Source organism: Caulobacter sp. P1_D6 (assembly GCF_056406095.1).
Window position 1 is genome coordinate 1 of record NZ_JBFUAW010000022.1, and the last position, 26,534, is coordinate 26,534.

Below are 26,534 nucleotides of genomic sequence, written 5' to 3' on the forward strand. Positions count from 1 at the left end.
ACGTCCTGAGCCGTCCAACGCCCCACCCCGACCTCTGCCAGGGTGCCGGTCATCGACCGCACTTGGCGATGCAGGAACGAGCGGGCCTCGAACACCAGGTGGACCTCGTCGCCGACGCGGAACACCCGGGCCACGTCCAGGGTCTTCAACGGCGACTTGGCCTGGCAGGCCATGTCGCGGAACGTCGTGAAGTCATGCAGGCCCACCAACGCCTGGGCCGCCGCGTGCATGGCCTCGGCGTCGATCGGCTTCTTGACGTGCCAGACCTTGCCCGCCTCCAGCGCCGGCGGGGCGCGGCGGTTGAGGATGCGGTAGAGATAGCGCCGCTCGTTGGCCGAGAACCGGGCGTGCCAGTCGTCGGACACCACCACGGCGTCGAGCACGCTGACCGCCTCGCGCACCAGATGGGCGTTCAGCGCGTTCATCACCGTCTCGGCCGGCCAGCCGCGCTCCAGATCGACATGCACCACCTGGGCCGTGGCGTGGACCCCGGTGTCGGTGCGGCCCGCGGCCGCGATGCGGATGTCCTGGCCGGTGAAGGCCTTCACCGCCGCCTCGATCGCGCCCTGCACCGACGGCTGCGAGGCCTGGGCCTGGAAGCCGTTATAGGGCCGGCCGTCATATTCGATCGTCAGGCGGTAGCGGGGCATCAGGCCAGAACCGTTCCGGCGGAAACGGGGAAGCCACGCAGGAACACCTCGGCGTCCTGAGCGCCCTTGCCTTCGCGCTGGGCCTTGAGCAGGCGGACGGCGCCGTCTCCACAGGCGATCAGCAGGGCGTCGTCCAGGGCCACGCCCGCCTCACCATCGCCGTCCTCGACCCGCGACAGCAGGGCCTTCACCCGCACCGGCCCCTTTTCCGACGGAGCCTCGAACCATGCCCCGGGGAACGGCGACAGGCCCCGGATGTGGCGGTCGACCTCGGCGGCCGGGCGGGTCCAGTCGATGCGGGCCTCGGCGGCCTTGATCTTCTTGGCGTAGGTGACGCCCTCTTCGCTCTGCGGCGTCTCGCGGGCCCCGCCGCGCTCGATGGCGGCCAGGGCGATGGGCAGCAGGCGCGAGCCGACAGCGGCCAGCTTGTCGTGCAGGGTCCCGGCGGTCTCCAGGGCGTCGATCCGCACCTGCTCGCCCATCAGCACCGGACCTTCGTCGAGGCCCACGCTCATCCGCATCACCTGGACGCCGGTCACCGCGTCGCCGGCCATGATCGCGCGCTGGATCGGGGCCGCGCCGCGCCAGCGGGGCAGCAGGCTGGCGTGCAGGTTGAAACAGCCCAGGCGCGGGGCGTCCAACACCTCGGCGACCAGGATCTGGCCGAACGCCACCACCACGGCGGCGTCGAGGTCCAGCGCCTGGAAGGCCTCGATCTCTTCGGGGGTCTTCATCGAGACCGGCGTGCGCACCGGCAGGCCCAGGCTCTCGGCGAAGGCGTGGACCGGCGAGGGCTTGAGGTCCTGGCCGCGGCCGCGCGGGGCGGGCGGCTGGGAATAGACGCAGGCGATCTCGTGGCCGGCGGCGACGAGCTCGGCCAGGCAGGCGACGGAGAAATCGGGGGTTCCGAGGAAGGCAAGGCGCATGGCGGACGTTTAGACGGCCGAGCCCTCATTAGGAAGGCGGGGGTGCGACAGAGTCGGAACCTTCACCATGGATCGCCGTTCTATGAACGACCCCTATTTCCAGGAGGAAACGCCATGCGCTCCATCACCCTGATCGCCGCCGCCGGCTTGGCCGCTCTTTCGCTGGCCGCCTGCTCGGACGAGCACGCCACCCAGATCAAGGAAGGCGCCAAGGCCGCCGGTAGCGAGATCAAGCAAGCCGCCACCGACATCAAGAACGACCCCGACGTGAAGGAAGCCGGCACGGCGCTGAAGGAAAGCACCGAGGAAGCCGCCGCCGACGCCAAGGTCGCGGCCGGCGAGGCCGTCGACAAGGCCAAGGAAGCCGGCGCCAAGGCCGGCGAAGAGACCAAGGAAGCGGCGGCCGACATCAACGCCGACGCCAAGAAGGCCGGCTCGAACGCCAAGAAGGAAGTCCACGAAGCGACGAAGTAAGGCTCACGTCGCCGCGCTTGGCCCTCGTCCTTCGACAAGCTCAGGATGAGGACCATTTACAGGCCCCGACAGTCGAAAACCTCATCCTGAGCTTGTCGAAGGACGAGGTTTTCGTTGCGCCTTAAGCCGCCCGGCGCGCCTTCTTGACCTTGCTGATGGCCCGATCGCGCTTCAGGCGCGACAGGTGGTCGATGAACAGCACGCCCTTGAGATGGTCCATCTCGTGCTGGATGCAGACCGCGAACAGCTCTTCGGCGTCTTCCTCGACCGCCTCGCCCTTGTAGTTCAGATAGCTGAGCTTGACCTTGGCCGGGCGCTCGACGGCGTCGTAGACCTCGGGCACCGACAGGCAGCCTTCCTCGTACGAGAACAGCTCCTCGGACTCCCAGGTGATCTTCGGATTGACGAAGTAGCGGGGGGCCGGCTCCTCGCCCTCGCGGGCCAGGTCCATGACGATCACATTGACCAGCTCGCCGACCTGCACGGCCGCCAAGCCGATGCCGGGGGCGTCGTACATGGTCTCCAGCATGTCGTCCATCAGCGCGCGCAGGGCGTCGTCGACGGCGGGCACCTCCTTGGAGACTTGCTTCAGAATCGCCAGATCGGCGGCGTTATCGACGGTGAGGATGCGACGGATGGCCATAACGACAGTCAGGTAAGGTCCGCGCCGCCTAGCGTCAAGGCGACCGAAAGGCGCGGGGCTAGGGAGCCGCCAGCGTGATCATCATGGCGAAGATCTGCCAGGCCAGCACGCAGACGGCGCCGACCAGGATCAGGGCCGGCATGCCCAGGGCCTTCACCCGACCCTTGAGCAGCTTGTCGAAACGCTCGGCGTCCACCGCCCGCTCGACCTTGGCCTTGCCGTAGGACTTGCTGATCAGCACGCCCGTGCGCCGCGCGTTCAGCACGGTCAGGCCCTGGGACAGCAGCATGTAGAGCGACGCGATGATGGCGCCGGCGCAGGCGAAGAAGATCATGCCGCCAGGCTACGGCTTAGCTTTCAAGCGCGCAACCATGGGTTCGTCCGAGGCTTCCGGGGCCTCGCCCGACGCCAGCTTGATCAGCGGCCGCACCGAGCCCTCGACAGGCCCCAGCTCGCCGATCTCCTTGCCCTCGTGATCGACCGACAGGTCCTCGAAGCGGCGGGCCTGGGTCAGGACCTGGCTCTCCAGCGAGCCGACGAACTGGTTGTAGCGGCCGACCGCCGCCTCCAGCGCCTTGCCCACCGAGCCGGCGTGGGCCCCCATCACGGCGATGCGCTTGTAGAGCTCGCGGCCCACCGCGACGATGGCGGCGGCGTTCTTGGCCTGGTCCTCGGCCCGCCAGCCATAGGCGACGGCCTTGCAGAGGGCGAACAGGGTGGTGGGGGTGACCAGCAGCACGCGGCGGTCCATGGCCTCGGTCATCAGGTCGGGCAGGCGGTCCAGGGCCGCGGCCAGGAAGCCGTCGCCGGGCACGAACATGGCCACGAAGTCGGGCGAACCCTCGCCGGCGAACTGGTCCCAATAGGCCTTGGCCGACAGGCTCTGCATGTGGGCGCGGACGCTGGCGGCGTGGCGGGCCAGGGCGCTTTCCTTCAGGTGCTCCTCGACGGCCTCCTGGGCCTCGAGGAAGGCGTTCAGCGAGCACTTGGCGTCGATCACGAACACCCCGCCGCCGGGCATTTTCACCTTCACGTCGGGGCGGCGGCGGCCCTCGTCGCTCTCGACGCTGAACTGCTCCTCGAAGTCGAAGCGGTTGTTGAGGCCGGCGGCCTCAAGAACGTTACGTAAAGTCTGCTCGCCCCAGCGGCCCTGGACGCCGGCCCCGCGGCGCAGGGCGGCCGACAGCTTGCGGGCCTCGAACTGGGTGGCGGTCGAGGCCTCCATCAGGGCGGCGATCTGGGCCTTGAGGCCGCCGGTCTCCTCGGCGCGGGCCTTCTCGACGGCGGTGACCTGGGCCTCGAACTTGGCCAGGGTCTCGGCCACGGGCTTGAGCTGGGCTTCCAGGCGCTGCTGGCTCAGCAGTTCGCGGCTCTTGAAATTCTCTTCGGTGCGCTTGATCAGCGCCTCGGCCACGGTGTTGGCGGTCATGGTCGCCTGCTGGGCGGCCTGGGCGCGGATCAGCTCGCCCTGGGTGGCGGTCTGGTCCTCCAGCAGCCGGGCCCGCTCGTCGGCCTGGACCAGCCTGGCGTTCAGCTCCCAGGCCTTGGCCTCGGCGGCGGCGGCGCGGCGCATGGCCCAGACGGCGACCGCCGCGGCGGCGAGCGCCACGACCAGCAGGACCAGGGCGAGGATCAGGAACGGATCGGAGAAGTTCATGCTCCGTTCTTAGCGGGAGTCGCCGGTTCTAGGAAGCGAGGTCGCGCGGCCTCGAAATCCGGGCGCGGGCGGTCTAGACCCTCGGCTTCGCTGCGAGAGAGGCCCTTCATGTCCCGGCTTTGGATCATCGGACCGGGCGCGGTCGGCCGGACCCTGGGCCGCTTGCTCCACGACCGCGCGGGCTTCGAGATCGCGGGGGTGGTCGGGCGGGACCTGGACCGCGTGGAGGCGGCGCGGGACTTCATCGGCCAGGGCCAGGCCCTGACCTTCGCCGATCCGATCGCGATCCGGGCCGGCGACGTGGTCATGATCTCGGTCGGCGACGGCGCGATCGACGAGACGGCCGCCTGGCTGGCGCAAGCCGTCGACCCGGCGGGCCTGGTCGTCTTCCATTGCAGCGGCGCGCGCGACCTGGTCCCGCTGGAGCCCCTGCGCCAGGCCGGGGCGGCGGTCGTGGCCCTGCATCCGGTCAAGGCCTTCGCCGATCCAGCCCGCGAGATCCTGACCTTCGACGGCGTGGTCTGCACCCTGCAGGGCGACGCCGAGGCCGTGGCGCGGCTTGCGAAAGCGGTGACGGCCGTCGGCGGCGATCCGGTCGTCCTGCCGCAGGACGTCGACCGGCGGCTCTATCACGCGGGGACAGTGTTCTCGTCGAACTACCTGGCGGCCCTGGTCCAGGCGGCGCTGGACTGCCACGCGGCGGCGGGCTTGGACGAAGCGACGGCCCTGCACGTGCTGAGCCCTATCCTGCGCGACGCCCTGAGCGCGATCCTGGATCGCGGACCAGTCCAGGCTCTGACGGGTCCGATCGCCCGAGGGGACGCCGCGACGGTGGGAACGCAGGTCGAGGCGATCGCGGCCGTGGATGCGGATCTGGCGGGGCTCTATCAGGCGCTGGGTCGGCGGACAGTGGGGTTGGCGCGGCGGAAGACGCCGGGGTTGGATTTGACGGGGATGGAGAGCGTGCTGGGCGCGCCCGCTTCCTCCTCTACTCCCTTCATCCCGACGAAAGTCGGGACCCAAGCCGAATAGGCCGCCAATCCACGACTGTCCCGTTCGCAAGCGCCATCCCTGACGGGCCGCTTGGGTCCCGACTTTCGTCGGGATGAAAGGATCGATGGAATGGGCGGTGGACCCTAAGCCGGCCGCCGCGCCCGCAGCGCCTGGGCGATCGTCCCGTCGTCCAGCCAATCCAGGTCGCCGCCCACGGGCACGCCGCGCGCCAGCATGGTCACCGAGACGCCGGTCGGCGCCAGGCGGTCGGCCAGGTAGTGGGCCGTGGTCTGGCCGTCGACGGTGGCCGGCAGGGCCAGGATGACCTCGGCGATCTCGCTCGCGTTCGCCCGGCCCAGCAGTTCGCCGACCCGCAGCGCTTCGGGACCGATCCCGTCCAGGGCAGACAGCAGGCCGCCCAGCACGTGGTAGCGGCCCTTGAACGAGCCCCCGCGCTCCATGGCCCACAGCGAGCCGACCTCCTCGACCACGCACAGCAGGCGGTTGTCGCGGGTGGCGTCCGAGCAGATGGCGCAAGGATCCGACGTGTCGAGCGAGCCGCACACCGAGCAGGTGCGCACCTTGGCCTGGGCGTCGACCAGGGCCGCGGTCAGCGGCGCAAGCAGGGTGTCGCGCTTCTTCAGCAGCGCCAGCGCCGCGCGCCGGCCCGAGCGCGGACCCAGGCCCGGCAGCTTGGACAGCAGCGCGATCAGTCGCTCGATCTCGGGTCCCGCGGAGGCGGCCATCAGGGCTTGGCGACCCGCGTGACCTGCGAATAGACCACACGCCACTGGCCGTCGCGCTTGGCCCAGGTGTCGACGAAGCGCACGACCAGGGCGAAGCGCTGGCCGCTGTCCACGCCCGTCATGTTGACCCGGCCGCCCAGCAGGGCGGTGTCGCCCAGCACCTTCTCGACCGGCTCTTCGATCGTGAACGGGTCAAGCTTGAAGCCGGGGGTCACGTAGTCGGCGATCAGCCGCGCCTTGTCCTGGACCTGGCCCGCGCCGTTGACCAGCACGTAGTCGTCGGCCACCAGCCGCTCCAGCGCCGCGCGGTCGCCGTTCACCTGGGCCGCGTCATAGGCATGGGCGGCGGCGGCCAGGTCGGCCGGCAGGGGCGCGGCGAAGGCCGCGCCTGGAGCCGTCAGCGCAAGGGCGATCAATACGGTGCGAAGATGGAGCATCGGGGTCTCCGTGCGGACGGGGAGAGGCTAGAACTTCATGCCGGGCAGTCCGCCCATCATGCCGGCCATCGGACCGGCGGCCTCCTGCAGCATCTGGTCGCGCTGGGCGTCCAGCTTGGACTTGGCGACGGCGTGGGCGGCGACGACCAGGTCGGCGATCACCTCGCCCTCGCCCGGCTCGACCAGGCTCTCGTCCAGCACCACCTTGACCAGCTCGCCCGAGCCCTTGAGCGTGACGGTGACCATGCCGCCGCCGGCGGTCCCGTCCACGGTCAGTTCGACGATCCGCGCCTGAGCGTCGGCCAGCTTCTGCTGCATGGCCTGGGCCTGCTTCATCAGGCCGCCGAGGTCTTTCATCTGCTTTCTCCACTTTTCCTGTCATCCCGGAAACGGCGAAGCCGTTATCCGGGACCGCCGGAAACGCCGGCGTTCACGCGTCGGTCCCGGATTGGCGGCCCTGCGGGCCTTGTCCGGGATGACAACGCTTAAGTCTCTTCCAGTTCGTCCGGCTCGATCGGCGGCGCCTCGGGCGTCATCATCTTGCGGACCTCGACGATCTCGGCGCCGGGGAAGGCGTCCAGCACGGAGGCCACGAACGGGTCCGCCCGGATCGAAGCAAGCTCCTCGCGGTCCTCGCGCTTCTGGCGTTCCAGCAGGCTCTCGGCCCCGCCGCCGCCCTCGGCGGCCACCAGCCAGGGCTGGCCGGTCCATTCCTTCAGCGCCCGCACCAGCCGGCCGGCCAGGTTGCCGGGCGCGCCGGGAGCGGGTTCGAAGGTGATCGCCCCAGGCCGGAAGCTGATCGGGCGGACATATTGCTCGACGTCCAGGCGCAGGCCGATGTCGCGCTTCTCGGCGATCAACTTCACGACGTCTTCGAACGAGGCAAGAGTCGGCGCGGCCTGGGCGGCCGGCGCGGCCATCACCCGGGCCTGGGCGTTGACGGCCCCGCCGCCTCCGCCGCCGCCCATCGAACCGCCGCCTCCACCGCCCGGACCACCGCCGACCGGCTGACCGTCGCGCAGGGCCTTCAGGGCTTCCTCAGGACCGGGCAGGTCCGCCGCGTAGCACAGGCGGATGATCGCCATCTCGGCCGCGGCCATGGCGTCGGGCGCGCGGCGCACTTCCTCGTGGGCCTTCAGCAGCATCTGCCACAGGCGCGACAGGGTCCCGGCCGAGGTCTGGGCCCCGATCGAGGTCAGGCGCGCGGCCTGCTCCTTGGGCATCGACAGGGCGTCCGGCCCCAGGGCCTTGGCCACCGAGGCGGCATGGCAGTGGTCCAGCAGGTCCAGCATGACCACCGCCGGATCGGCGCCGAAGCCCCACAGGGCGCGGAAGCCGGTCAGCGAGTCGCCCGGCTTGCCGCTCATGACGTTCTCGAACAGGGCGATCGTCTGGCCGCGGTCGGCCAGGCCCAGCATGTCGCGGACCACGGCGGCGGTGACGGTCGAGCCGCGCTCGCCCTGGACGATGGCCTGGTCCAGCAGGGACAGGCCGTCGCGGACCGAACCCTCGGCGGCGCGGGCGATCAGGGCCAGGCCGTCCTCCTCGACCTTGGCCCCTTCCTTGGCGGCGATCTTGGCGAAGTGCTTGACCAGCACGTCCGGCTCGACCCGGCGCAGGTCGAAGCGCTGGGTGCGCGACAGGATCGTCACCGGCACCTTGCGGATCTCGGTGGTGGCGAAGATGAACTTGGCGTGCGGCGGCGGCTCTTCCAGCGTCTTCAGCAGGGCGTTGAACGCCGCCGTCGACAGCATGTGCACTTCGTCGATGATGTAGACCTTGTAGCGCGCCTCGACCGGGGCGTAGCGCACCCCGTCCAGCAACTCGCGCATCTCGTCGACCTTGGTGCGGCTGGCGGCGTCCAGCTCCAGCACGTCCATGTGCCGGCCCTCGACGATGGCCTTGCAGTGGCGGCCGTCGACGGTCAGGTCGACCGAGGGCTGGTGGACGGTGTCGGTCTCGTAGTTCAGGGCCCGGGCCAGCAGGCGGGCGGTCGTGGTCTTGCCGACGCCCCGCACGCCGGTGAGCATGAAGGCGTGGGCGATGCGGCCCGTGGCGAAGGCGTTGGCCAGGGTGCGGACCATGGCCTCCTGGCCGATCAGGTCCTCGAAGGTGCGCGGCCGGTACTTGCGCGCCAGCACGGTGTAGGCGGCGTCAGGGTCGGACGGCGCCTCGGCGACCGGGGCGGCTTTCGGCTCGGCGGGCGGCGTCGCGACGACGGGCGGAGTCGCCTCCGCCGGCGGACCGCCGAAGATGTCGGCGGTGTTCTCGTCGCGCTCGGGGGCGTCTTCATCCCACGGCGGCGCGGAATCGGTCGTGAGGTCGTCGTGGTCGGCCATGGCGTGAGTGTAGTGCGCCGAAGGGCGCAGCAAAAGGCTCGGCCCGCGCTTGAGGGGCTGTTGTCGTCATAATGTGGGGAAAGGTGGAGACCGGCAGACGACCCGGAGCGAAACTCGTTGTGGCTGCTGCCTCTCGGCCCTGACCAGGTTGGCGAGGACTCCGCCCGTCGCCGATCTCCAAGGCCTATATCGCGACTCATTGAGACGGATGCAAGACACAAGCTCCGGAGGCGTGACGACTCTTCGTCGCGGATGCGGGTTTTCGCCGGGCCGCATTTTCTTCGCGCGAACCGGAATCCACATCGCTCGAAAATGCTCTAGAGATTCGCCATGGCCCTTTCGATCATCACCAACATCTTCGCCGGCAATCCGCTCGACCGCGCCAGCGAGCGCCGGGGCGACGAAGCCTGGCTGGCCGAGAAGGCCGACGATCCGCACTCGCTGGCGGTCGCCATCTGGAACGGCAAGGCCCTGGTCGAGGACCTCGTCGGGGACGAGGGCAAGGTCACGGGCGCCCAGATCGCCTATTTGCGCGCGGACATGGCCAAGGACCTGGCCGCCACGCCCGAGCGGCTGCTGTTCCTGGGCCTGTGGAAGGACATCGCGGTGTTCGCCGTCGACCTGGAGGGCGGGGCCGATCCGGCCGAGGGGCCGTTGCAGGGCCTGGGCCGGTTCGAGGAGCTGCGCGGCGTCGCCCTGACCCTGCCGCCGCCCGACGCCGGCATCCTGGCCACGGCCAAGTCGATGTTCGAATGGCGGCGCAAGCACAAGTGGTGCAGCAACTGCGGCCAGGAGACGGCGGTCAGCGACGGCGGCTGGAAGCGCCATTGCCCGTCCTGCCAGGCCGAGCACTTCCCGCGCACCGACCCGGTGGCGATCATGCTGGCGCTGCACGACGGCCGCTGCCTGCTGGGCCGCCAGGCCGGCTGGCCGCCGGGGATGTATTCAGCGCTGGCCGGCTTCCTGGAGCCCGGCGAGACCATCGAGGAGGCCTGCGCCCGCGAACTGATGGAGGAGGCCGGCCTGACCGCCACCGCCGTCCGCTACCACTCCAGCCAGCCTTGGCCTTGGCCCTCGTCGCTGATGATGGGCCTGATGGCCGACGTCGACAGCGACACCGCCGCCCCCGACCAGACCGAGCTGGAAGCGGTGAAGTGGTTCACCAAGGACGAGGCCAAGGCCCTGATCGCCGGCGAGCTGGAAGGCTTCTTCGCCCCCCCGCCGCTGGCGATCGCCCACCAGCTGATCAAGGCCTGGGCGGAGGGGTAAATCCTCCCCCTGTGGGGGAGGTGTCGGCGAAGCCGACGGAGGGGGAGTGCTCGGCAGGCGACGTCCTGCAGGATCAACGCGCCCAAGACTCCCCCCACCGATCGCTGCGCGATCGCCTCCCCCACAGGGGGAAGGCCTGACGTCCGGCGGACGTCAGGCGAACAGCTTGATCAGCTCCCGCGCCACCATCCACGCCAGCACCAGCGTCGCGGACGAGAACGCCAGGAAGCGCAGCAGCACGATGTTGACGCTGATCTGGATCAGGCTGTGCAGCACCCGCAGCCCCACGAAAGCCCAGGCCAGGTTGAGCGCCAGGCCGTCGCCGTGGCCGGCGACCTGGATGGCCAGGGCCGCCGCGTAGAAGATCGTCGGCTGCTCCATCAGGTGGTTGTAGTTGTCGGCCGCCTGGCGGGCGGGCGCGGGCAGGGCGTTCAGGCTGCCCGGAAAGGCCGCGTCCTGCGGCTTGAGCCCGGCCTTGCTCATGGCCGGCACCCGCTGGACGTACATCCACAGCCAGATCACCAGCGACCAGGCTGTCAGCACCATCACGGGCGCGATCAGAGTGTTCATCGTCATTCCCTCCCCGGCCCCTTGCTGGAACCTTGGCGGAGAAGTTAGGCGCCGAACGCCCGATTAGCGAAGCTTGCCGTGACGTTATCTCTCTGCCGCAGGGGGAGAAGGGTTCAAACCCGGTCGCGGAACGGATCGGCCGGATAGACGCCCAGCACCTCGAACTTCTCGGAGAAGAACTTCAGCTCGTCGAAGGCCAAGGCCAGGGGGCGGTCCTCGGGACGGCCGTCGACCTCGGCGTAGAAGAAGGTCGCCGTGAAGGCCCCGCCCTCCATGTAGCTTTCCAGCTTGGTCATGTTGACGCCGTTGGTCGCGAAGCCGCCCAGCGCCTTGTAGAGGGCGGCCGGCAGGTTGCGAACCTTGAACACGAAGCTGGTCACGCAGCGGTGGGTGAACGGCGGCGGTTCGGGGTGCTTCTCGGCCGTCATCACCAGGAAGCGCGTGGTGTTGTTGCGCTCGTCCTCGATGTCGCGGGCCAGGATGTCGAGGCCGTAGATCTCGGCGGCCAGGGCCGGGGCCACGGCGGCGCGGGTCGGGTCGGGCTTCAGGGCCAGGGCCTTGGCGGCGCCCGCCGTGTCGCCGGCGCTCTCGTGGGCCAGGCCCAGCTTCTTCAGGCTGTGGCGGCACTGGCTGAGCGCGATCGGCATCGAGCTGGCGATCTTCACCGTCTCCAGCGTCACGCCCTTGTTGGCCATCAGCTGGAAGCGGATCGGCTTGAAGCGCTCGCCGACGATCTTCAGGCCCGAGGCGGGCAGCAGGTGGTGCACGTCGGCCACGCGGCCGGCGATCGAGTTCTCGATCGGGATCATGCCCAGTTGGCAGGCGCCGGTCTTGATGGCCTCGAACGCCTCCTCGAAGGTGGCGCAGGGCACGGCCTCGTAGTCGGGAAAATAGGTGCGGCAGGCCTCGTGGCTGTTGGCGCCGGGTTCGCCCTGGAAGGCGATCTTCTTGAGGATGCTCATGCTGTCTTTCCGGTCGCCCCAATGGTGTTCAGATAGGCGCGGGCCGCTTCTAGATCAGAGGGGTTGTCGACGGAGATCGGGGCCTCGGCGGCCACGGCGGCGCGCAGCGAAAGGCCCAGCTCCATGGCGCGCAGCTGCTCCAGCTTCTCCCGCTTCTCCAGCGGCGAGGGCGGGGCGGCGTTGAAAGCTTCCAGGGCGGCGCGGCGATAGCCGTAGATGCCGATGTGCCGCCAGATCGGCGCGTCGCCATAGAGGGTGGAGCGGGTGAAATAGAGCGCGCGGCCCGACAGGCCGTCCTGCTCCATGGCCAGCACGGCCTTGACCACGTCGGGGTTGGTGCGGTCGGCGGGCGAGGCCTCGGGCGCGACGACCGTGGCGATGTCGCAGCCGGGATGGGCGCTCAGCAGGTCGGCGCAGGCGCTCAGAACCGACGGCTGCACGAACGGCATGTCGCCCTGCAGGTTGATCACGGCGTCGTGGCGGCGTTCGGGGTCCAGCTCCTCGAGGGCGGCCAGGATGCGGTCCGAGCCCGACGGCAGGTCCGGATCGGTCAGGACCGCCTGGCCGCCGGCCTTCTTGACCGCGTGGACGATGGCGATGTCGCCCGCCGCCACGGCCACCGGACCGATTCCCGCCGCCTGGGCCTGGCGCAGCACGCGCACGATCATCGACACCCCGCCGATGTCGGCCAGGGGCTTGTCGGGGAGCCGGGTGGCCGCCATGCGGGCCGGAATGACGACGATGGGGTTCATGAAAGGCCGATGCGGGTCAAAACCGTTGCTGCCCGGTTGCGCCCCGGGCGGTAGCGTGTAAGAGACGCGAGCGCAACATGGAGCGCACGGGGGAAACCTCCGGGCGCGGATTCGGGCCTGTCGTCAGACGGCCCCCAAGAGGCTGGTAAGGCTTTAGATGAGCGACCTGACGTTCAACAAGATCTTCGGCGGCGTCCTTATGACGGGCCTGATCATTTTCGGTCTCAAGGAAGCGTCGGACATCGTTTTCGCCAAGCACGAGCTGGAAAAGCCGGGCTACGAGATCGCCGTCGCCGAGGAAGCGGGTCCCGGCGGCGCCGTGGCCGAGGTCGCGCCCGACTGGGGCAGCGTGCTGCTGGTTCCGGCCAATATCGAAGCCGGCAAGGCCGTCACCGCCAAGTGCGCCTCGTGCCACAGCTTCGAGCAAGGCGGCCCCAACGGCACCGGCCCCGACCTGTGGGACGTCCTGGGCCGCAAGCCCGGCTCGCACGGCGGCTTCGCCTATTCGCCGGCCATGACCGAGTTCGGCGGCAAGAACGCGGTGTGGGACTACGACCATATCGACCAGTTCCTGAAGGCTCCGGGCAAGTACATCTCGGGCACCAAGATGACCTTCGTCGGCCTGAAGAAGCAGGAAGACCGCATCGCGGTGATCGCCTATCTGCACAGCCTGGGCTCCAAGCTGCCGGTTCCGGCTCCCAAGCCGGCTGGCGCGGCTCCCGCCGCCGAGGGCGCCGCCCCGGCCGCTGGCGAAGCGCCGGCCGCCGGCACGGCCGCTTCGGGCGGCGAGACCGCTCCGGCCCCGGCCGCCGCCCCGGCCGCCGCGCCCGCCCACTAGGCGGCTCCACCAGGCGTCCAGGCGCGACAAAAGATCAAAAGGCCGCGAAGTTCGCTTCGCGGCCTTTTTCTTTGCCCCGTTTGCAGGCGCCGTGAGGCCGTCTGCAGCAAAGCTGCCTTGCGGCCTTTTCCCATTCCGTGAGTAGAGTATCGAACCGTACCGCTTCACCGGAACCGTTCGACCATGACCGCTCGCCTGCTGGCCGCCTCTCTCGCCGCGATGCTGATCGCCGCCCCAATCTTGGTCGTTCCTGGCTCGGCTTTCGCCGCCAAGGCGCCGACCGTGGCCCTGAAGTCGCTGGCCGACCTGCCGACCCCGCCCTACCCTTATGACGAGGCGGCCGACGCCGAGGCCGACGTCGCCGCCGCGCTGAAGCGCGCCAAGAAGGCCCGCAAGCTGACCCTGATCGATTTCGGCGGCAACTGGTGCGCCGACTGCCGGATCTTCGCCGGCGTCATCGAGCAGCCCGACGTCAAGCCGTGGGTCGACAAGCACTACGAGGTCGTGACGGTGAACGTCGGCCGCTACGACAAGAACATGCAGATCCCGGCCCGCTACGGCGTCGACAAGCTCAAGGGCGTGCCCAGCTTCCTGGTGGTCGACGGCAACGGCAAGCTGGTCAATCCGGGCGCCTTCTTCGCCCTGACCGACGCCCGCCACATGACCCCGCAGTCCATCGTCGACTGGCTGGCCCAGTGGCCGAAGTAGCCCACTAAGGCCGCCGCCATCCCGTGACCGGTCCGCCGCCCGCCGCCTCGACGCGGGCGACGGCCTCGGCCAGGGGTTCGACCGCCACGGCCATGTGGTGGGCGTTGGCGTGCAGGATGGTGTCGGCGTCCAGCAGGACGGCCACGTGTCCTCTCCAGAACACCAGGTCGCCGCGCCGGCGGTCGGCCTCGGCGATGGGCGCGAAGAAGGCCAGCTGCAGGTCGGTGTCGCGCGGGATCGCCCGGCCGCAGGCCGCCAGGGCCTGCTGCACCAGGCCCGAACAGTCCAGGCCCAGCGATTCGCGACCGCCCCACTGGTAGGGCGCGCCTAGATAGCCCTCGGCGACGGCCACATAGTCGGTCAGGGCGACGCCGACCGGCGCCAGGTGGGCGGCGACGAACCAGCCGGTGCCCTCGCCCTTGGCGAACCGGCCGTCGGTCGCCTCGACGGCGGTCAGGGCGTTCAGCGAATAGAGGCCCACGGGGCGCGACTTGATGTTCGGCTCGGCGAAGGCGTAGGTGCGCGGGACCGCCACTTGGTGGGTGGCCGGCGCGCCCGTGGCGGCCAGGTCGTCCTCGGCGACGAAGCCCACATAGCCGTCACGCGCCGCCTGGCCCCAGGCGAAGCCGTCCTTCACCTCCAGCACCCGGAACAGCTCGCCGAACAGCAGCTGGTCCCATTGCTCGGCCATCGGATGGGCGGCCTTGCGCAGGGCGGCGGTCGGGACGGCGACCTGCCGAAGCGTTGGGGCCTCGTAGCGTTCGGCGGCGACCAGGCCTTGCAGGTCCAGGTCCGCCAGGTCGGGGCGCGCGAGGGTCACCCTTGGATCGTTTGGGCGTGGATCGCTCATGCGGAGGCCTTCGGAAAACGCGACTTCAGCATGCCGTACAGCCCCCGGATCACCTGGGCCTCGCCGCCGGAAACGAAGCCCGGCCGGGCCTTGGGGTTCCAGGCGAAGATGTCGAAATGGACCCACGCGCCCGTGGCCGGAGCGAAGCGCTGCAGGAACAGGGCGGCGGTCATCGAGCCGGCCTGGGCCCAGCCGTCGGGGTCGTTCTTGAGGTCGGCGATGTCGCTCTCGACCGCCTCGCGATAACCGTCCCACAGCGGCATGCGCCACACCGGGTCGGAGGCGACGCGCGCGCCCTCCTCGATCTCCAGGGCCAGGTCGTCGTCGGGGGTGTAGAACGGGATGACCTGCGGCCCCAGCGCCACGCGCGCCGCGCCGGTCAGGGTGGCCATGTCGATGGTCAGCACCGGCTCCAACTCGCCGGCCCGGGTCAGGGCGTCGGCCAGGATCAGCCGGCCCTCGGCGTCGGTGTTGCCGACCTCGACGGTCAGGCCCGAGCGGGTGGCCAGCACGTCGCCGGGCCGCATGGCGTCGCCGGCGATGGCGTTCTCGACCACCGGGATCAGCACGGTCAGCGCCACCGGCAGGCCGGCGGCCATCACCATCCGGCCCAGGGCCAGGGCGTGGGCGGCTCCGCCCATGTCCTTCTTCATCAGCCGCATGCCGCCGGACGGCTTGATGTCCAGGCCGCCGGTGTCGAACACCACGCCCTTGCCGACGAGCGCCACGCGCGGATGCGAGGGATCGCCCCAGGTCAGCTCCAGCATCCGCGGCGCGCGGGCCGGGACGGCGGCGCGCCCCACGGCGTGGACGGCGGGATAGTTCGCTTCCAGCAGGTCATCGCCCGTGACCACGTCCAGGGTCGCGCCGTAACGCTCGGCGATCTCGCGGGCGATGGTCTCGATCTGCAGCGGGCCCATGTCGTTGGCCGGGGTGTTGACCATGTCGCGGGCCAGGGCGCAGGCGTGGGCCAGGCTGCGGACCTCGTCCAGATCGACGGCCTCGTCCGCGACCAGTCGTCGCGGTTCGTCACCGGTCCGGGGCCGATAACGGTCGAACTTGTAGGCGCCCAGGGCGAAGGCCAGGGCGATCTGGCCGGCGTCCAGGTCGTCGGGAACGGCCGCCAGGCGGTAGTCGCCGGCCGGCAGGCGGCCCGGCAGGGCGCGGAACAGCATGGCCTCGGCCTTGTCCCGGGTCCCCAGGCCCAGCAGCACGCGGTCCACGGCCCCTTGCGGCGTGGGGAGAACAAGCACCTGGCCGGCCTTGGCCTTGAAGTCCTCCAGGGCCACGAAGCCCTTCACGAAGCTGGGCCGCGCCTCGACGAAGGCGGCCAGTTCGGACTCGTACAGGCAGTGGATGGGCGTCGGCGCGCCGTCCTCCGGAGAGCGGGACGAGGAGGCGATGATCGGTTCCGACATGGGCGGGCCCTGAACGATGGAAATTATGCTTAACGATTCCTTGAGGGCCGCGCGCGAGGATGCGGGACCGTCGGGAGATCCTTCTTCATGTGTCGCAAGCGCGCGCTCCTCGCAACCGTTCTCGCCCCTGTCCTCGCCGTCGGCGTGCTGACGGCGTCCTCGGCGCAGGCCGCCAGGAAGTCCGCGCCCGCCCCGGCCGCGTCGGCCGTCGCCGCCCCCGAGGCGCCGCGCAAGGCCACGCCCGCCCAGAGGGCCGAGATGCGCCGCGCCGACCCCTTGACCCGCATGGCCTTCTGGTCGACCGAAGCCGAACGCGACCCCCGCGACGTCGAGGCCGGCGTCGCCCTGTCCCAGGCCCTGCGCGCCCTGGGCCGCTATGACGAGGCGGTCGACGCGGCAGACCGCATCCTGATCGTCACGCCCGACAACTACGACGCCCTGATGGAATCGGCGCGGGCCAACGTGGCGCGCGGCCAGGGCTTCTACGCCATCGAGCCGGGCCGCAAGGCCGCCGCCCTGCAACCGCGCGACTGGCGCCCGCCGTCGCTGCTGGGCGTGGCCTACGAGCAGGCCAAGCGCGACGACGAGGCCCTGGCCGCCCACCGCCAGGCCGTGGCCCTGGCTCCGACCGAGGCTGTCCCGCTGACCAATCTGGCCATGCACCTGGCCTCGACCGGCGACCTGAAGGGGGCCGAGGCCGCCCTGCGCCAGGCCGTCGCCCTGCCCACCGCCACCATCCAGGTGCGCCAGAACCTGGCCCTGGTCATCGGCCTGCAAGGCCGCATCGACGAGGCCGAGAAACTGGCCCGCCAGGATCTGCCGCCGGAGTCGGTCGACAACAACCTGGCCTGGCTGCGCGCCGCGATCGGCCAGGAAAGCACGACCCGCTCGTGGACCGCCGTGAAGGCGGGCGGCTAACACCCTTCCAGTTTCCGACTGACGACACGCGATCCGGAACGCCGAGCCGCGTTCCGGATTTGACACCGGTTGCCCTCGTCGATACTTGCTCTTGCGAATCATTATTGATCGCAAGAGGGGATATCATGACCACGATCCTGCGCGCCCTGCTTCTGGCCGGCGCCTCCGTCGCGGCCGTGTCATGGGGCGGCTCCGCCCTGGCCGACGACGTCGCGACCGCCGCGACCGCCGACGCCAATACCGCGGAGAACCAGGTGGACGGCGTGGTCGTCACCGGCGCGCGCACCCGCACCTCGGCCGTGACCGGCCTGGACATGAGCCTGCGCGAGACGCCGCAATCGGTGACGATCCTCAACCAGACGCGGATCCGCGACTTCGGCCTGACCAGCGTCCACGACCTGCTGGCCCAGGTGACCGGGGTCAATGTCGAGAAGGTCGAGACCGACCGCACCTATTACAACTCGCGCGGCTTCGACATCACCAATTTCCAGGTCGACGGGATCGGCCTGCCGCTGATCTGGGGCATCCAGTTCGGCGACCTGGACACCGTGCTGTTCGACCGCGTCGAGGTGGTGCGCGGCGCCAACAGCATGATGACCGGCACCGGCAATCCCTCGGCCACCGTCAACTACGTGCGCAAGCGCCCGACCGACACGTTCAAGGCCAGCGGCGCCCTGCAGTACGGCTCTTGGGACGACTACCGCCTGGAGGCCGACGTCGCGGGGCCGCTGAACAAGGCGGGCACGGTGCGCGGCCGGCTGATCTACGCCAACGAGGACAAGGGTTCGTACCTCGACCACTACCACGTCAACCGGAACGTCTATTCGGGCCTGATGGCCTGGGACGTCACGCCCAAGCTGACCGCCACCGCCGGCTATTCGCTGCAGGACAACCGCTCGCGCGGCGTGCTGTGGGGCGCCCTGCCGCTGAACTATTTGGACGGGACCCTCGTCGACTACCCGCGCTCGGCCTCGACCTCGGCCGACTGGACCTACTGGAACGTCAAGGACCAGACCGCCTTCACCGAGCTGGACTACAGGTTCGACAACGGCTGGCAGATCAAGGCGACCGGCACCTACAAGCGCTTCAATGAGAAGGCCAAGCTGCTCTACGCCTACGACAATCCCGACCCGGTCACCGGCCTGGGCGTGAAGGGCATGAGCGGCATCTATCCGTCGAAGTACGAGAACTACATCCTCGACGCCTACGCCTCGGGTCCGTTCCAGCTGTTCGGCCGCACCCACCAACTGGTGGTCGGGGGACAGACCTCCAAGTCGACCGGCAAGGAATGGGAGGACTTCTCGGCCGACACGATCCTCTATCCGGCCGTCGGCCTGTGGGGTTCGCAACAGCCGGCCGAGCCGACCTATCCGGGTCCGTACCAGGCCTCCGACCAGACCGACCGCCTGTCGCGCTTCTACGCCGCCGCCCACTTCAGCGTCACCGACCAGTTCAAGATCGTGGCCGGTTTCAACGCCCTGAAGCTGAAGTCGAAGGGCTATTCCTACGGCACGGAAACCCCGCGCGACGAGGAGAAGGTCAGCCCCTATGTCGGCGGCGTCTACGACCTGACCCAGAACGTCTCGCTGTACGCCAGCTACACCGACATCTTCAATCCGCAGTCCGAGGTCGACATCGACCACCGGACCCTGCCCGCCGCGCATGGCAAGGCCTATGAGGCCGGGGTCAAGAGCGAGTGGTTCGACCACCGCCTGTACCTGACGGGCGCGGTGTTCAAGTCCGAGCAGGGCGACCTGGCCGAATACGCCGGCGACTTCACCAACGGCCAGAGCTACTACGCCGGGATCGACACCGAGGTGACCGGCTACGAGCTGGAAGCCAGCGGCGCGCTGACCGACCAGTGGACGCTCAGCGCCGGCTGGACCCAGCTGAAGGTCGAGGGCGAGAACGACCAGCCCACCCGCACCTACCTGCCGCGCAAGACCTTCAAGGCCACGACCACCTACACCTTCCCCGAGCTGCGCAACCTCAAGGTCGGGGCGGCGGTGCGCTGGCAGAGCAAGGTCTCGATGGTCGACATCGTCCCCGTCGAGCAGGAGGCCTACGGAATCGTCGACCTGACGGCCAGCGTCGACCTGACCGAGACGGTGCGCGCCACGCTCAACGTCGATAACGCGGCCGACAAGACGTACCTGACCAGCCTGATGTGGAACCAGTCGTACTACGCCGCGCCGCGCAGCGTGTCGCTGCGCCTCGACTTCAGCTTCTGAGGACGGACATGGACGCGCGAACCCAGGACCTGGCCTCTCCAGCGCCCGCCGCCGAGCCCGCGCCCGCGCGGTCGGGCCTCGTCCGGTTCGCGCCGCCCAGCTTGCGGCCCCTGATGACCTTCATCCACCGGTGGGTGGGGCTGTTCATGGCCGCCTTCCTGTTCGTGTCGGGCGTCACCGGGGCGGTGATCTCGTGGGACCACGAACTGGACGACGTGCTCAATCCGCACCTGATGTTCGCCCAATCCAGCCAGGAAGGGGCCAAGGACGGCCCTCCCCTGCCGGCTCTGGACCTGGCGCGCCAGATCGAGGCGCGCGATCCGCGGGTTCACGTCACCTACCTGCCGCTGGCCCCCGAGCCGGGCGGAACCCTGGCGTTCGGCGTCGAAGGCAAGCGCGATCCGGCGACCGGCAAGCTGTACGACGTCGGCTACAACCAGGTCTTCATCGATCCGGTGACCGGCGCCGAGCAGGGCCGGCGCGAATGGGGCGCGGTCTGGCCGATCACCACCGAGACCTTCGTCTCGTTCCTCTATGTGTTCCACTACAGCCTGCACATCCCGGAGATGTGGGGCATCGACCGCTGGGGCGTCTGGTTTCTGGGCGTGATCGCGATCCTGTGGACGCTGGACTGCTTCGTCGGCTTCTACCTGACCCTGCCGCCGCGCCAGAAGGCTTCGGTCCAGAAGGCTGGCGCCAAAAGCGCCGGGGCCAAGGCCGGCAAAGGCTTCTGGGCCCGCTGGAAGCCGGCCTGGATGATCAAGACCTCGGCCAGCGCCTACCGGATCAATTTCGACATCCACCGGGCCTTCAGTCTCTGGCTGTGGGGCGTGCTGTTCACCGTGGCCTTCACCGCCTTCTCGCTGAATCTCTATACCGAGGTGTTCTATCCGGTGATGTCGAAGGTCTCGAAGGTGACGCCCGGCCCCTTCGACCAGCGCACGCCCGTCGATCACAATTCGCCGATCGTCGCCACCCGCAGCTACGCCCAGGTGCTGGACAGCGCCCGCGCCGAAGCGACCAAGCGCGGCTGGACCGCCCCGGCCGGCGGGGCCTTCTACTCGCCCGAGTTCGGCATCTACGGCGTGGCCTTCCACGAGCCGGGCGGCGACCACGGCGCGGCCGGCGTCGGCCCGCCCTACCTCTACTACGACGGCAAGACCGGAGCCCTGCTGGGCGACTCCCAGCCGTGGAAGGGCACGGCGGCCGACATCTTCGTCCAGGCGCAGTTCCCGCTGCACTCGGGCCGGATCCTGGGCGTGCCCGGCCGGATCCTGATCTCGCTGACGGGCGTGGTCGTGGCGGCGCTCAGCGTGACCGGCGTGGTCATCTGGCTGCGCAAGCGCAAGGCGCGGGTGGGGCGGCGCAAGCCGCGTCCCGAGCCTACTTATGCTTCATCACGTCCTGGATCTTGATGATCGCCGGACCCATGATCACGATGAACAGCACGGGCAGGAAGAACAGGATCATCGGCACGGTCAGCTTGGCCGGCAGGGCCGCGGCCTTCTTCTCGGCGGCCGACAGCCGCAGCTCGCGGTTTTCCTTGGCCATCACCCGCAGGGCCGTGCCCAGCGGGGTGCCGTAGCGCTCGGCCTGGATCATGGCGGTGACCACCGAGCGGATGCCGGGGTGGTTGGTCCGCTTGGCCAGGCCCTCATAGGCCAGGCGCCGCTCGGGCAGGTAGCTGAGCTCGGCGGTCAGCAGGCTGAGCTCCTCGGCCAGCTCGATCGAGGCTCCGCCGACCTCGGCCCCGACCTTGGCGATCGCCGCCTCGATCGACATGCCGCTTTCGACGCAGATCAGCATCAGGTCCAGGGCGTCGGGGAAGGCCGAGACGATCGACTCGCGGCGCTTCTGGGCGATGTTGGAGATGTAGATGTTGGGCGCGTAGTAGCCCGCCGTCAGGGCGAAGAAGCAGGCGGCGATCTTCTGCACCGGCAGCAGGCCGAAGTCGTTGACGACGTAGAGGTAGAACGCCGTCACCACCGCGAACACGAACGGCATCAGGAAGCGGAAGAAGTAGAAGGTCGAAACTGGCTTGGGGCCCCGGAAGCCGGCCTGGGCCAGCTTGTCGACGACCTTGGGATCCTCCAGCAGCTTGGACAGTTGCAGGCGGTCGACGACGTTCTTGTACATCCCCTCGTCGGCGTGGCGCAGGCTGCCGCCGCCCTTCTGGGACATGGCCTCGCGCGAGCGGCGGCGCAGTTCCTCGCGGCGGTTGGCCACCGACTTCAGCCGGCCCTCCAGGCCGTTGCTGCTGAACATCGGCGAGGCCAGGGTGACGATGGTGGCGAACACCACGATCGCGATGAAGGCGCTGAACAGGGTCTGGGGATTGGTGAGCATCTCGATCATGGCCGCCTCCCCCTAGAACTTGAAGTTGATCATCTTGCGCATCACGAAGATGCCCACGCTCATCCAGAAGGCGGCGATCATCAGCATGAAGTGGCCGCGCTGGTCGCTGAACATCGGGGCCATGTAGGTGGGCGCGGTGATCGAGATCAGCGCCACCACGCCGGGCGGCAGGCTGCCGATGATGAAGGCCGAGGCCACGGCTTCGGCCGACAGCGCCTTGATCTTCTCGGCCATCAGCTTGCGGGCCCGCAGCACGGTCGACAGGTTGCCCAGCGCCTCGGCCAGGTTGCCGCCGGTCTTGGCCTGGATGGTCAGGACGATGGTGAAGAAGCGCAGCTCGTTGGTCGGCATGCGCTCGTACATGCGCTCCAGCGCCTGCTCCATCGACATGCCCATGCCGGTGTTCTCGGTCAGCATGCGGAACTCGCCGGCCAGGGGCTCGGGGCATTCCTTGCCGATGATCTTCAGGCAGTCATGGACCGGCAGGCCCGACTTGATGCCGCGCACGATGATGTCGATGGCGTCGGAGAAGGCCTCGGTGAACTTCTTGGTGCGGGCCTTGGCCATCATGCCGACCACCCAGCGCGGCAGGCCCAGGCCGGCGGCGAAGGCCGCGCCCAGGGCGATGATCGGCATCTGGCGCAGCACCAGCAGCACCACCCCGACCAGCAGGCCGACCACGCCGCTGACGATCCAGAACATCTGCACGTTGTCGCCCAGGCCGGCGGCCCGCAGGCGCGCGGCGGTGGTCAGCGACGCCTTCTTCTTCTGCTGATCCTGTTCCTTGAGGGTCTTGAGGATCTGCTTGCGGCGGGCGTCGGGCGTGTTGGCCGCGGCCTTGGCGCGGGCGGCCACGCTGGTGCGGTCGCCGCCGGTGATCAGCTGGGCGCGCTTGACCGTCTTGGCCGAGCCGCCGTCGCCGCCGCCGGCCAGCACGAAGCCGAGCCCCGCGATGGTGATGAAGCCGAGGACGCCGGCGAGGATGAACAGCATCGCCTATTCCGCCGCGTCGAGGGCTTCGGCCAGCTCGCGCTCGAGGCCGTAATAGCGGGCGCGGTCCCAGAAGCGCGGGCGGCCGATGCCGGTCGAGCGGTGCTTGCCGACGACGTTGCCGTCGGAGTCCTCGCCGCTGATCTCGTAGACGAACAGGTCCTGGGTGACGATCACGTCGCCTTCCAGCCCGACCACCTCGGTGATGTGGGTGATGCGGCGCGAGCCGTCGCGGAGGCGGGCGGCCTGGACGATGACGTCGACCGAGCCGACGATCATCTCCTTGATGGTCTTGGAGGGCAGGCCGTAGCCGCCCATGGTGATCATGCTCTCGATCCGGCTGATGGCTTCACGCGGGCTGTTGGCGTGCAGCGTGCCCATCGAGCCGTCGTGGCCGGTGTTCATGGCCTGCAGCAGGTCGAACGCCTCGGGACCGCGGACTTCGCCGACGATGATCCGCTCGGGACGCATCCGCAGGCAGTTCTTGACCAGGTCGCGCATGGTCACCGCGCCCTGGCCTTCCAGGTTGGGCGGCCGGGTTTCCAGGCGCACCACGTGCGGCTGCTGCAGCTGCAGTTCGGCCGCGTCCTCGCAGGTCACCACCCGTTCGGTCGGGTCGATGAAGGCGGTCATGGTGTTGAGCAGGGTGGTCTTGCCCGAGCCGGTGCCGCCCGAGATGACGATGTTGCAGCGGCAGGCGCCGATCACGCCCAGGACCCGCGCCCCTTCCGGGCTGATCGACGCGTAGTCGACCAGGTTCTTCATCGTCAGCTTGTCCTTCTTGAACTTCCGGATGGTCAGGGTGGGACCATCCAGCGCCAAGGGCGGGGCGATGACGTTGACGCGGCTGCCGTCGGGCAGGCGGGCGTCGCAGATCGGGCTGCTCTCGTCGACCCGGCGGCCGACCTGGCTGACGATCCGCTGGCAGATGTTCATCAGCTGCAGATTGTCGCGGAAGCGGACGTTGGTCAGCTGGACCTTGCCGCCGACTTCGATGAACACCCGGTGCGCGCCGTTGACCATGATGTCGGCGATGTCGTCGCGGGCCAGCAGGGGCTCCAGCGGGCCGTAGCCGAGGACGTCGTTGATGATGTCCTGGACCAGGTGCTCCTGCTCGGACACCGACATCGAGACGTTCTTGATCGCCACCAGCTCGGCGACGATGTCGCGGATCTCCTCGGCCGCCGCCTTCAGGTCCAGCTGGGCCAGCTGGCTGAGATCGATGGTGTTGAGCAGGGCGTTGAAGATCGTGGTCTTGGTGGCGTGGTAGTAGTCGCTCTGCTCGCGGACCACGTTGGTGGTCGGCGGCGCGCCCTGGGCGGCGCGCAGTTGCTCCAGGCCGTTGGTGGCGCGGGGACCGGCCGCCTTGGCGGGCGTCGCGGCCTTGGCCGGCGCGGGCGCGGCGGGCGCGTCCGATTCATTGGCGGCGGGATCGACGCGCTGCGGGCGCGTGGCGATGGCCGGCCCGTCGTTGGAGACGGGCGGCGGCGCCTGTTCCGTGCGGACGGCGGCCTGATCGCGCTTGCCGAACATGCCCTACTTCTTCTTGAACAGGCTGGAGAGGACCGACGTCTTCTGCGGCGCCGGCGGTTCGCGGCGGCTGATCAGCCGCGCCAGGTGATCGATGCCCTCGGCCGCCTTCGACTTGGGGGCCACCTCGGCGACCATCTGGCCGTTGTTGGCGGCCTGGCCGAAGGGCTTGGGATCGAAGGGCAGCACCAGGGACGGCGTCAGGCCCAGGGCCTCGCCGAAGTCCTTGACCGGGATCTCGGGACGGCCGGGCACGCCCACCTGGTTCAGCACCAGGCGCGGCGGGGCGTCGTTGGGCCGGGCCTGGCGGACCAGGTCGACGATGTTCTTGGCGTTGCGCAGGGACGCCAGGTCGGGCGTGGCCACCACGACCAGGTCGTCGCTGGCGATCAGCACCTGGCGGGTCCAGGCGCTCCAGCTGTGCGGCAGGTCCAGCACCACGAAGGGCGCGGCGCCGCGGATCTTCTGGGTGACTTCCTCGAAGGCGTCGGCCGGGATCTCGTAGTCCTGGTCCAGGGTGCCGGGCGCGGCGAACAGCGACAGGCGGTCGCCGCAGCGGACCATCATGCGGTCCATCAGCACCGGGTCCAGGCGGTCGGGCTGGCTCAGGGCGTCGAGCACGCCCTGCAGCGGATCCTGGTTGAAGTCGAGGCCGGCGGTGCCGAACGGCAGGTCCAGGTCGACCATCACCGTGGCGGCCTGGACGCGCTCGGCCATCGACCAGGCGAAATTGTGGGCCAGGGTCGAGGACCCGACGCCGCCCTTGGCGCCGACGAAGGCGATCTGCCGGCCGACGAACGGCGCGGAGGGGTCGGCATAGAGGCCCGAGACCGCGCGGATGATCTGCAGCGGGCCCTGGGGCTGGGTGATGTACTCGCTGACCCCGCGCCGCATCAGTTCGCGATAGAGGGCGATGTCGTTGGTCTGGCCGATGACCACGACCTTGGTGCCCGGGTCGCAGACCTGGGCCAGGCCGTCCAGCAGCGCCAGCATGCGCGGCGCGGCGTCCAGGCTCTCGACCAGCACCAGCGAGGGCGTCGACTGGTTCTGGTAGTACTCGACCGCGGCTTCCAGCCCGCCGGGCCGGGCCGTGGTCGAGGCGCGGATCATGCGGCGGTCGGCCGAGGCGGCCTCGACCAGGGTGACGGTCTCGGGCCGCGCGCAGAAGGCGTGGATGGTGATCCTCGGCACGGCCGCCTCGCCCATGTCGGCGTCGGCGGCGGCGATGACTTCCTGCACCAAGGCCTGGGCGCCGCCCACCGGATAGGCGGCGGGCGCGACCGGGGCGGCGGCGTCGATCGGGATCGATTTCGCGGCCGCCGGAGCCGGAGCTTGGGCCGGAGCCGGCGACGGCTGAGGCGTATAGGGCGGGGCGGCCGGCGGCAGGTCCGCGAACGGCGCGGAGGCGCCTTCGCGGGGACGCACGGGCGGGAAGTCGGCGAACGGGTCGTCGGCGCCCGAACGCGCCGCCGGAGCCGCGCGCCACGGGTCGGAACCCAATGCCGCCCCAGGCGCGGCCCCGGGGGCCGCGAAATCGTCGTCGGCCTCGAAGCCCAGGTCGAAGGGGTCGTGATCGTTGCGCGTGACCATCAGTTGACAGCCTTCGAAACGATGCCGTTGGACTGGCTGTCCTTGGCCGAGGAGGTGACCTCGCCCCGACGGTACTTGTCGAGCACGGTCGCGCGGCGTCCGGAGTCGATCGGACCCTCGGGACGCGGGGTCAGCAGGTCTTCGGGATTGGCCACCTGGGCGGCGATGTTGGCGGTCACCGCGCAGCCGAAGTTCTCGTAGGCGGTGTTGTTGCGGGTGGCGGTGATGTTCTCCCAGCCGCCGCATTGCGGAACCTGGGCGACGTAATGCAGGAAGCCGACCTTCAGCGGCGCGCCCGGCGCGCCCGCGGCGTCATAGCCCATCACCCGGACCTTGGCGGCCGGCGCGCCCATGGCGATCAGGCGCTGGCGGGCGGCCACGGCCATGCGGCCGGCGACCTCGCCGCTGGTCCCGCCGGTCGGGGCGCTGACCACGATCTCGCGCCCCTCGGCGGCCAGCCAGCGGCCGATCAGCTCGTCCAGGGCCCGGTTCTGGTTGGCCGACAGCCCCTCGGCGTGCAGGACCAGCAGGACCTCGTCCGGCTGGGCGTCGACGTGGACGCGGTTGGCCCACTGGGCGGTCTCGGTGCGCGCGGCGGCGACCGTTTCCGGACCGCCCCCCGACGAGGCGCAGCCCGCCAGCGACGCCAGGACCAGGCCGGCGGCGGCCAGTTTCAAGACCGTTTGAT

Annotated in this window: 27 protein-coding genes and 1 other RNA gene; 8 read left to right on the top strand and 20 right to left on the bottom strand. The window is 69.8% G+C overall.

Annotated elements, in window-relative coordinates; translation table 11 throughout:
• Together truA and fmt are read right to left on the bottom strand one after the other, a co-directional pair.
• On the bottom strand, nt 1-650 hold a 650-nt coding region (gene truA / locus AC1DYP_RS13590; protein WP_477046754.1), incomplete at its 3' end, for a tRNA pseudouridine(38-40) synthase TruA.
• Nucleotides 650-1,576, bottom strand: coding sequence for a methionyl-tRNA formyltransferase (gene fmt / locus AC1DYP_RS13595; RefSeq protein ID WP_477046755.1), 927 nt, complete (start codon nt 1,574-1,576; stop codon nt 650-652). The genes fmt and truA, both read right to left, overlap by 1 nt.
• A 114-nt stretch (nt 1,577-1,690) precedes the next feature.
• On the opposite strand from fmt, the gene AC1DYP_RS13600 reads away from it, so the two are divergent.
• Complete coding sequence (locus tag AC1DYP_RS13600) at nt 1,691-2,050, top strand: cell surface protein (protein ID WP_477046756.1); 360 nt, start codon at nt 1,691-1,693, stop codon at nt 2,048-2,050.
• A 121-nt stretch (nt 2,051-2,171) separates the two neighbouring features.
• On the opposite strand, the gene def is transcribed toward AC1DYP_RS13600, so the two are convergent.
• From def to AC1DYP_RS13615, 3 genes are read right to left on the bottom strand one after another with little or no spacing between them, the layout of a single operon-like run.
• Nucleotides 2,172-2,693, bottom strand: coding sequence for a peptide deformylase (gene def / locus AC1DYP_RS13605; protein WP_477046757.1), 522 nt, complete (start codon nt 2,691-2,693; stop codon nt 2,172-2,174).
• A gap of 58 nt (nt 2,694-2,751) precedes the next feature.
• Nucleotides 2,752-3,027, bottom strand: a complete 276-nt coding sequence (locus AC1DYP_RS13610) for a hypothetical protein (protein ID WP_477046758.1) — start codon at nt 3,025-3,027, stop codon at nt 2,752-2,754.
• Between the two features lie 9 nt (nt 3,028-3,036).
• A complete protein-coding gene (locus AC1DYP_RS13615; RefSeq protein WP_477046759.1) occupies nt 3,037-4,350 on the bottom strand; it encodes a DNA recombination protein RmuC in 1,314 nt (437 codons plus the stop codon).
• Between the two features lie 108 nt (nt 4,351-4,458).
• Between AC1DYP_RS13615 and AC1DYP_RS13620 the strand changes: the two genes are divergently transcribed.
• Entirely contained in the window at nt 4,459-5,382 is a 924-nt protein-coding gene (locus AC1DYP_RS13620) for a Rossmann-like and DUF2520 domain-containing protein (protein ID WP_477046760.1), read from the top strand.
• A gap of 104 nt (nt 5,383-5,486) precedes the next feature.
• Here the strand turns inward: AC1DYP_RS13620 and recR are convergent, their stop codons facing one another.
• The 5 genes from recR to ffs form a co-directional block, all read right to left on the bottom strand.
• Nucleotides 5,487-6,089: a recombination mediator RecR gene (gene recR / locus AC1DYP_RS13625; protein WP_477032820.1), complete on the bottom strand. Its 603-nt coding sequence runs from the start codon at nt 6,087-6,089 to the stop codon at nt 5,487-5,489.
• Nucleotides 6,089-6,526 (bottom strand): nuclear transport factor 2 family protein, encoded by a 438-nt coding sequence (locus AC1DYP_RS13630; RefSeq protein WP_477046761.1) that lies wholly within the window; start codon nt 6,524-6,526, stop codon nt 6,089-6,091. The genes recR and AC1DYP_RS13630 overlap by 1 nt, the downstream gene beginning before the upstream one ends.
• A gap of 27 nt (nt 6,527-6,553) precedes the next feature.
• The gene (locus AC1DYP_RS13635; RefSeq protein ID WP_477046762.1) at nt 6,554-6,883 is read right to left on the bottom strand and encodes a YbaB/EbfC family nucleoid-associated protein; all 330 of its coding nucleotides are present in this window, start codon (nt 6,881-6,883) and stop codon (nt 6,554-6,556) included.
• A gap of 128 nt (nt 6,884-7,011) precedes the next feature.
• Complete coding sequence (locus tag AC1DYP_RS13640) at nt 7,012-8,865, bottom strand: DNA polymerase III subunit gamma/tau (protein WP_477046763.1); 1,854 nt, start codon at nt 8,863-8,865, stop codon at nt 7,012-7,014.
• An 84-nt stretch (nt 8,866-8,949) separates the two neighbouring features.
• Nucleotides 8,950-9,042, bottom strand: an RNA gene (gene ffs / locus AC1DYP_RS13645) — signal recognition particle sRNA small type.
• Between the two features lie 153 nt (nt 9,043-9,195).
• On the opposite strand from ffs, the gene nudC reads away from it, so the two are divergent.
• The gene (gene nudC / locus AC1DYP_RS13650; protein ID WP_477046764.1) at nt 9,196-10,134 is read left to right on the top strand and encodes an NAD(+) diphosphatase; all 939 of its coding nucleotides are present in this window, start codon (nt 9,196-9,198) and stop codon (nt 10,132-10,134) included.
• A gap of 153 nt (nt 10,135-10,287) precedes the next feature.
• Here the strand turns inward: nudC and AC1DYP_RS13655 are convergent, their stop codons facing one another.
• From AC1DYP_RS13655 to AC1DYP_RS13665, 3 genes are all read right to left on the bottom strand, one after another.
• On the bottom strand, nt 10,288-10,704 hold the full coding sequence (locus AC1DYP_RS13655; protein WP_477046765.1) for an MAPEG family protein: 417 nt from the start codon (nt 10,702-10,704) through the stop codon (nt 10,288-10,290).
• 113 nt (nt 10,705-10,817) lie between these two features.
• The gene (locus AC1DYP_RS13660) at nt 10,818-11,666 is read right to left on the bottom strand and encodes a prephenate dehydratase (protein ID WP_477046766.1); all 849 of its coding nucleotides are present in this window, start codon (nt 11,664-11,666) and stop codon (nt 10,818-10,820) included.
• The gene (locus AC1DYP_RS13665) at nt 11,663-12,418 is read right to left on the bottom strand and encodes a 3-deoxy-manno-octulosonate cytidylyltransferase (protein WP_477032827.1); all 756 of its coding nucleotides are present in this window, start codon (nt 12,416-12,418) and stop codon (nt 11,663-11,665) included. Before AC1DYP_RS13665 ends, AC1DYP_RS13660 begins: the two co-directional genes overlap by 4 nt.
• A gap of 157 nt (nt 12,419-12,575) precedes the next feature.
• Between AC1DYP_RS13665 and AC1DYP_RS13670 the strand changes: the two genes are divergently transcribed.
• Complete coding sequence (locus AC1DYP_RS13670; protein ID WP_477046767.1) at nt 12,576-13,256, top strand: c-type cytochrome; 681 nt, start codon at nt 12,576-12,578, stop codon at nt 13,254-13,256.
• A 183-nt stretch (nt 13,257-13,439) separates the two neighbouring features.
• Complete coding sequence (locus AC1DYP_RS13675) at nt 13,440-13,964, top strand: thioredoxin family protein (protein ID WP_477046768.1); 525 nt, start codon at nt 13,440-13,442, stop codon at nt 13,962-13,964.
• 4 nt (nt 13,965-13,968) lie between these two features.
• Here the strand turns inward: AC1DYP_RS13675 and AC1DYP_RS13680 are convergent, their stop codons facing one another.
• Together AC1DYP_RS13680 and AC1DYP_RS13685 are read right to left on the bottom strand one after the other, a co-directional pair.
• Complete coding sequence (locus AC1DYP_RS13680; RefSeq protein WP_477046769.1) at nt 13,969-14,814, bottom strand: C40 family peptidase; 846 nt, start codon at nt 14,812-14,814, stop codon at nt 13,969-13,971.
• The gene (locus AC1DYP_RS13685; protein ID WP_477046770.1) at nt 14,811-16,232 is read right to left on the bottom strand and encodes a leucyl aminopeptidase family protein; all 1,422 of its coding nucleotides are present in this window, start codon (nt 16,230-16,232) and stop codon (nt 14,811-14,813) included. The genes AC1DYP_RS13680 and AC1DYP_RS13685 overlap by 4 nt, the downstream gene beginning before the upstream one ends.
• Before the next feature lie 87 nt (nt 16,233-16,319).
• On the opposite strand from AC1DYP_RS13685, the gene AC1DYP_RS13690 reads away from it, so the two are divergent.
• The 3 genes from AC1DYP_RS13690 (at nt 16,320) to AC1DYP_RS13700 (ending at nt 20,796) form a co-directional block, all read left to right on the top strand.
• The gene (locus AC1DYP_RS13690; protein ID WP_477046771.1) at nt 16,320-17,150 is read left to right on the top strand and encodes a tetratricopeptide repeat protein; all 831 of its coding nucleotides are present in this window, start codon (nt 16,320-16,322) and stop codon (nt 17,148-17,150) included.
• 125 nt (nt 17,151-17,275) lie between these two features.
• The gene (locus AC1DYP_RS13695; RefSeq protein ID WP_477046772.1) at nt 17,276-19,381 is read left to right on the top strand and encodes a TonB-dependent siderophore receptor; all 2,106 of its coding nucleotides are present in this window, start codon (nt 17,276-17,278) and stop codon (nt 19,379-19,381) included.
• 8 nt (nt 19,382-19,389) lie between these two features.
• Nucleotides 19,390-20,796, top strand: a complete 1,407-nt coding sequence (locus tag AC1DYP_RS13700) for a PepSY-associated TM helix domain-containing protein (protein ID WP_477046773.1) — start codon at nt 19,390-19,392, stop codon at nt 20,794-20,796.
• Here AC1DYP_RS13700 and AC1DYP_RS13705 read toward each other — a convergent pair.
• From AC1DYP_RS13705 to AC1DYP_RS13725, 5 genes are read right to left on the bottom strand one after another with little or no spacing between them, the layout of a single operon-like run.
• Nucleotides 20,765-21,736, bottom strand: a complete 972-nt coding sequence (locus AC1DYP_RS13705; protein WP_477046774.1) for a type II secretion system F family protein — start codon at nt 21,734-21,736, stop codon at nt 20,765-20,767. The genes AC1DYP_RS13700 and AC1DYP_RS13705 overlap by 32 nt on opposite strands.
• A gap of 12 nt (nt 21,737-21,748) precedes the next feature.
• The gene (locus tag AC1DYP_RS13710; protein ID WP_477046775.1) at nt 21,749-22,729 is read right to left on the bottom strand and encodes a type II secretion system F family protein; all 981 of its coding nucleotides are present in this window, start codon (nt 22,727-22,729) and stop codon (nt 21,749-21,751) included.
• A 3-nt stretch (nt 22,730-22,732) separates the two neighbouring features.
• Nucleotides 22,733-24,259: a CpaF family protein gene (locus AC1DYP_RS13715; protein WP_477046776.1), complete on the bottom strand. Its 1,527-nt coding sequence runs from the start codon at nt 24,257-24,259 to the stop codon at nt 22,733-22,735.
• 3 nt (nt 24,260-24,262) lie between these two features.
• The gene (locus AC1DYP_RS13720; RefSeq protein ID WP_477046777.1) at nt 24,263-25,846 is read right to left on the bottom strand and encodes a CpaE/TadZ family protein; all 1,584 of its coding nucleotides are present in this window, start codon (nt 25,844-25,846) and stop codon (nt 24,263-24,265) included.
• Nucleotides 25,846-26,523, bottom strand: coding sequence for a CpaD family pilus assembly protein (locus AC1DYP_RS13725; RefSeq protein WP_477046778.1), 678 nt, complete (start codon nt 26,521-26,523; stop codon nt 25,846-25,848). Before AC1DYP_RS13725 ends, AC1DYP_RS13720 begins: the two co-directional genes overlap by 1 nt.
• Between the last annotated feature and the right edge of the window lie 11 nt (nt 26,524-26,534).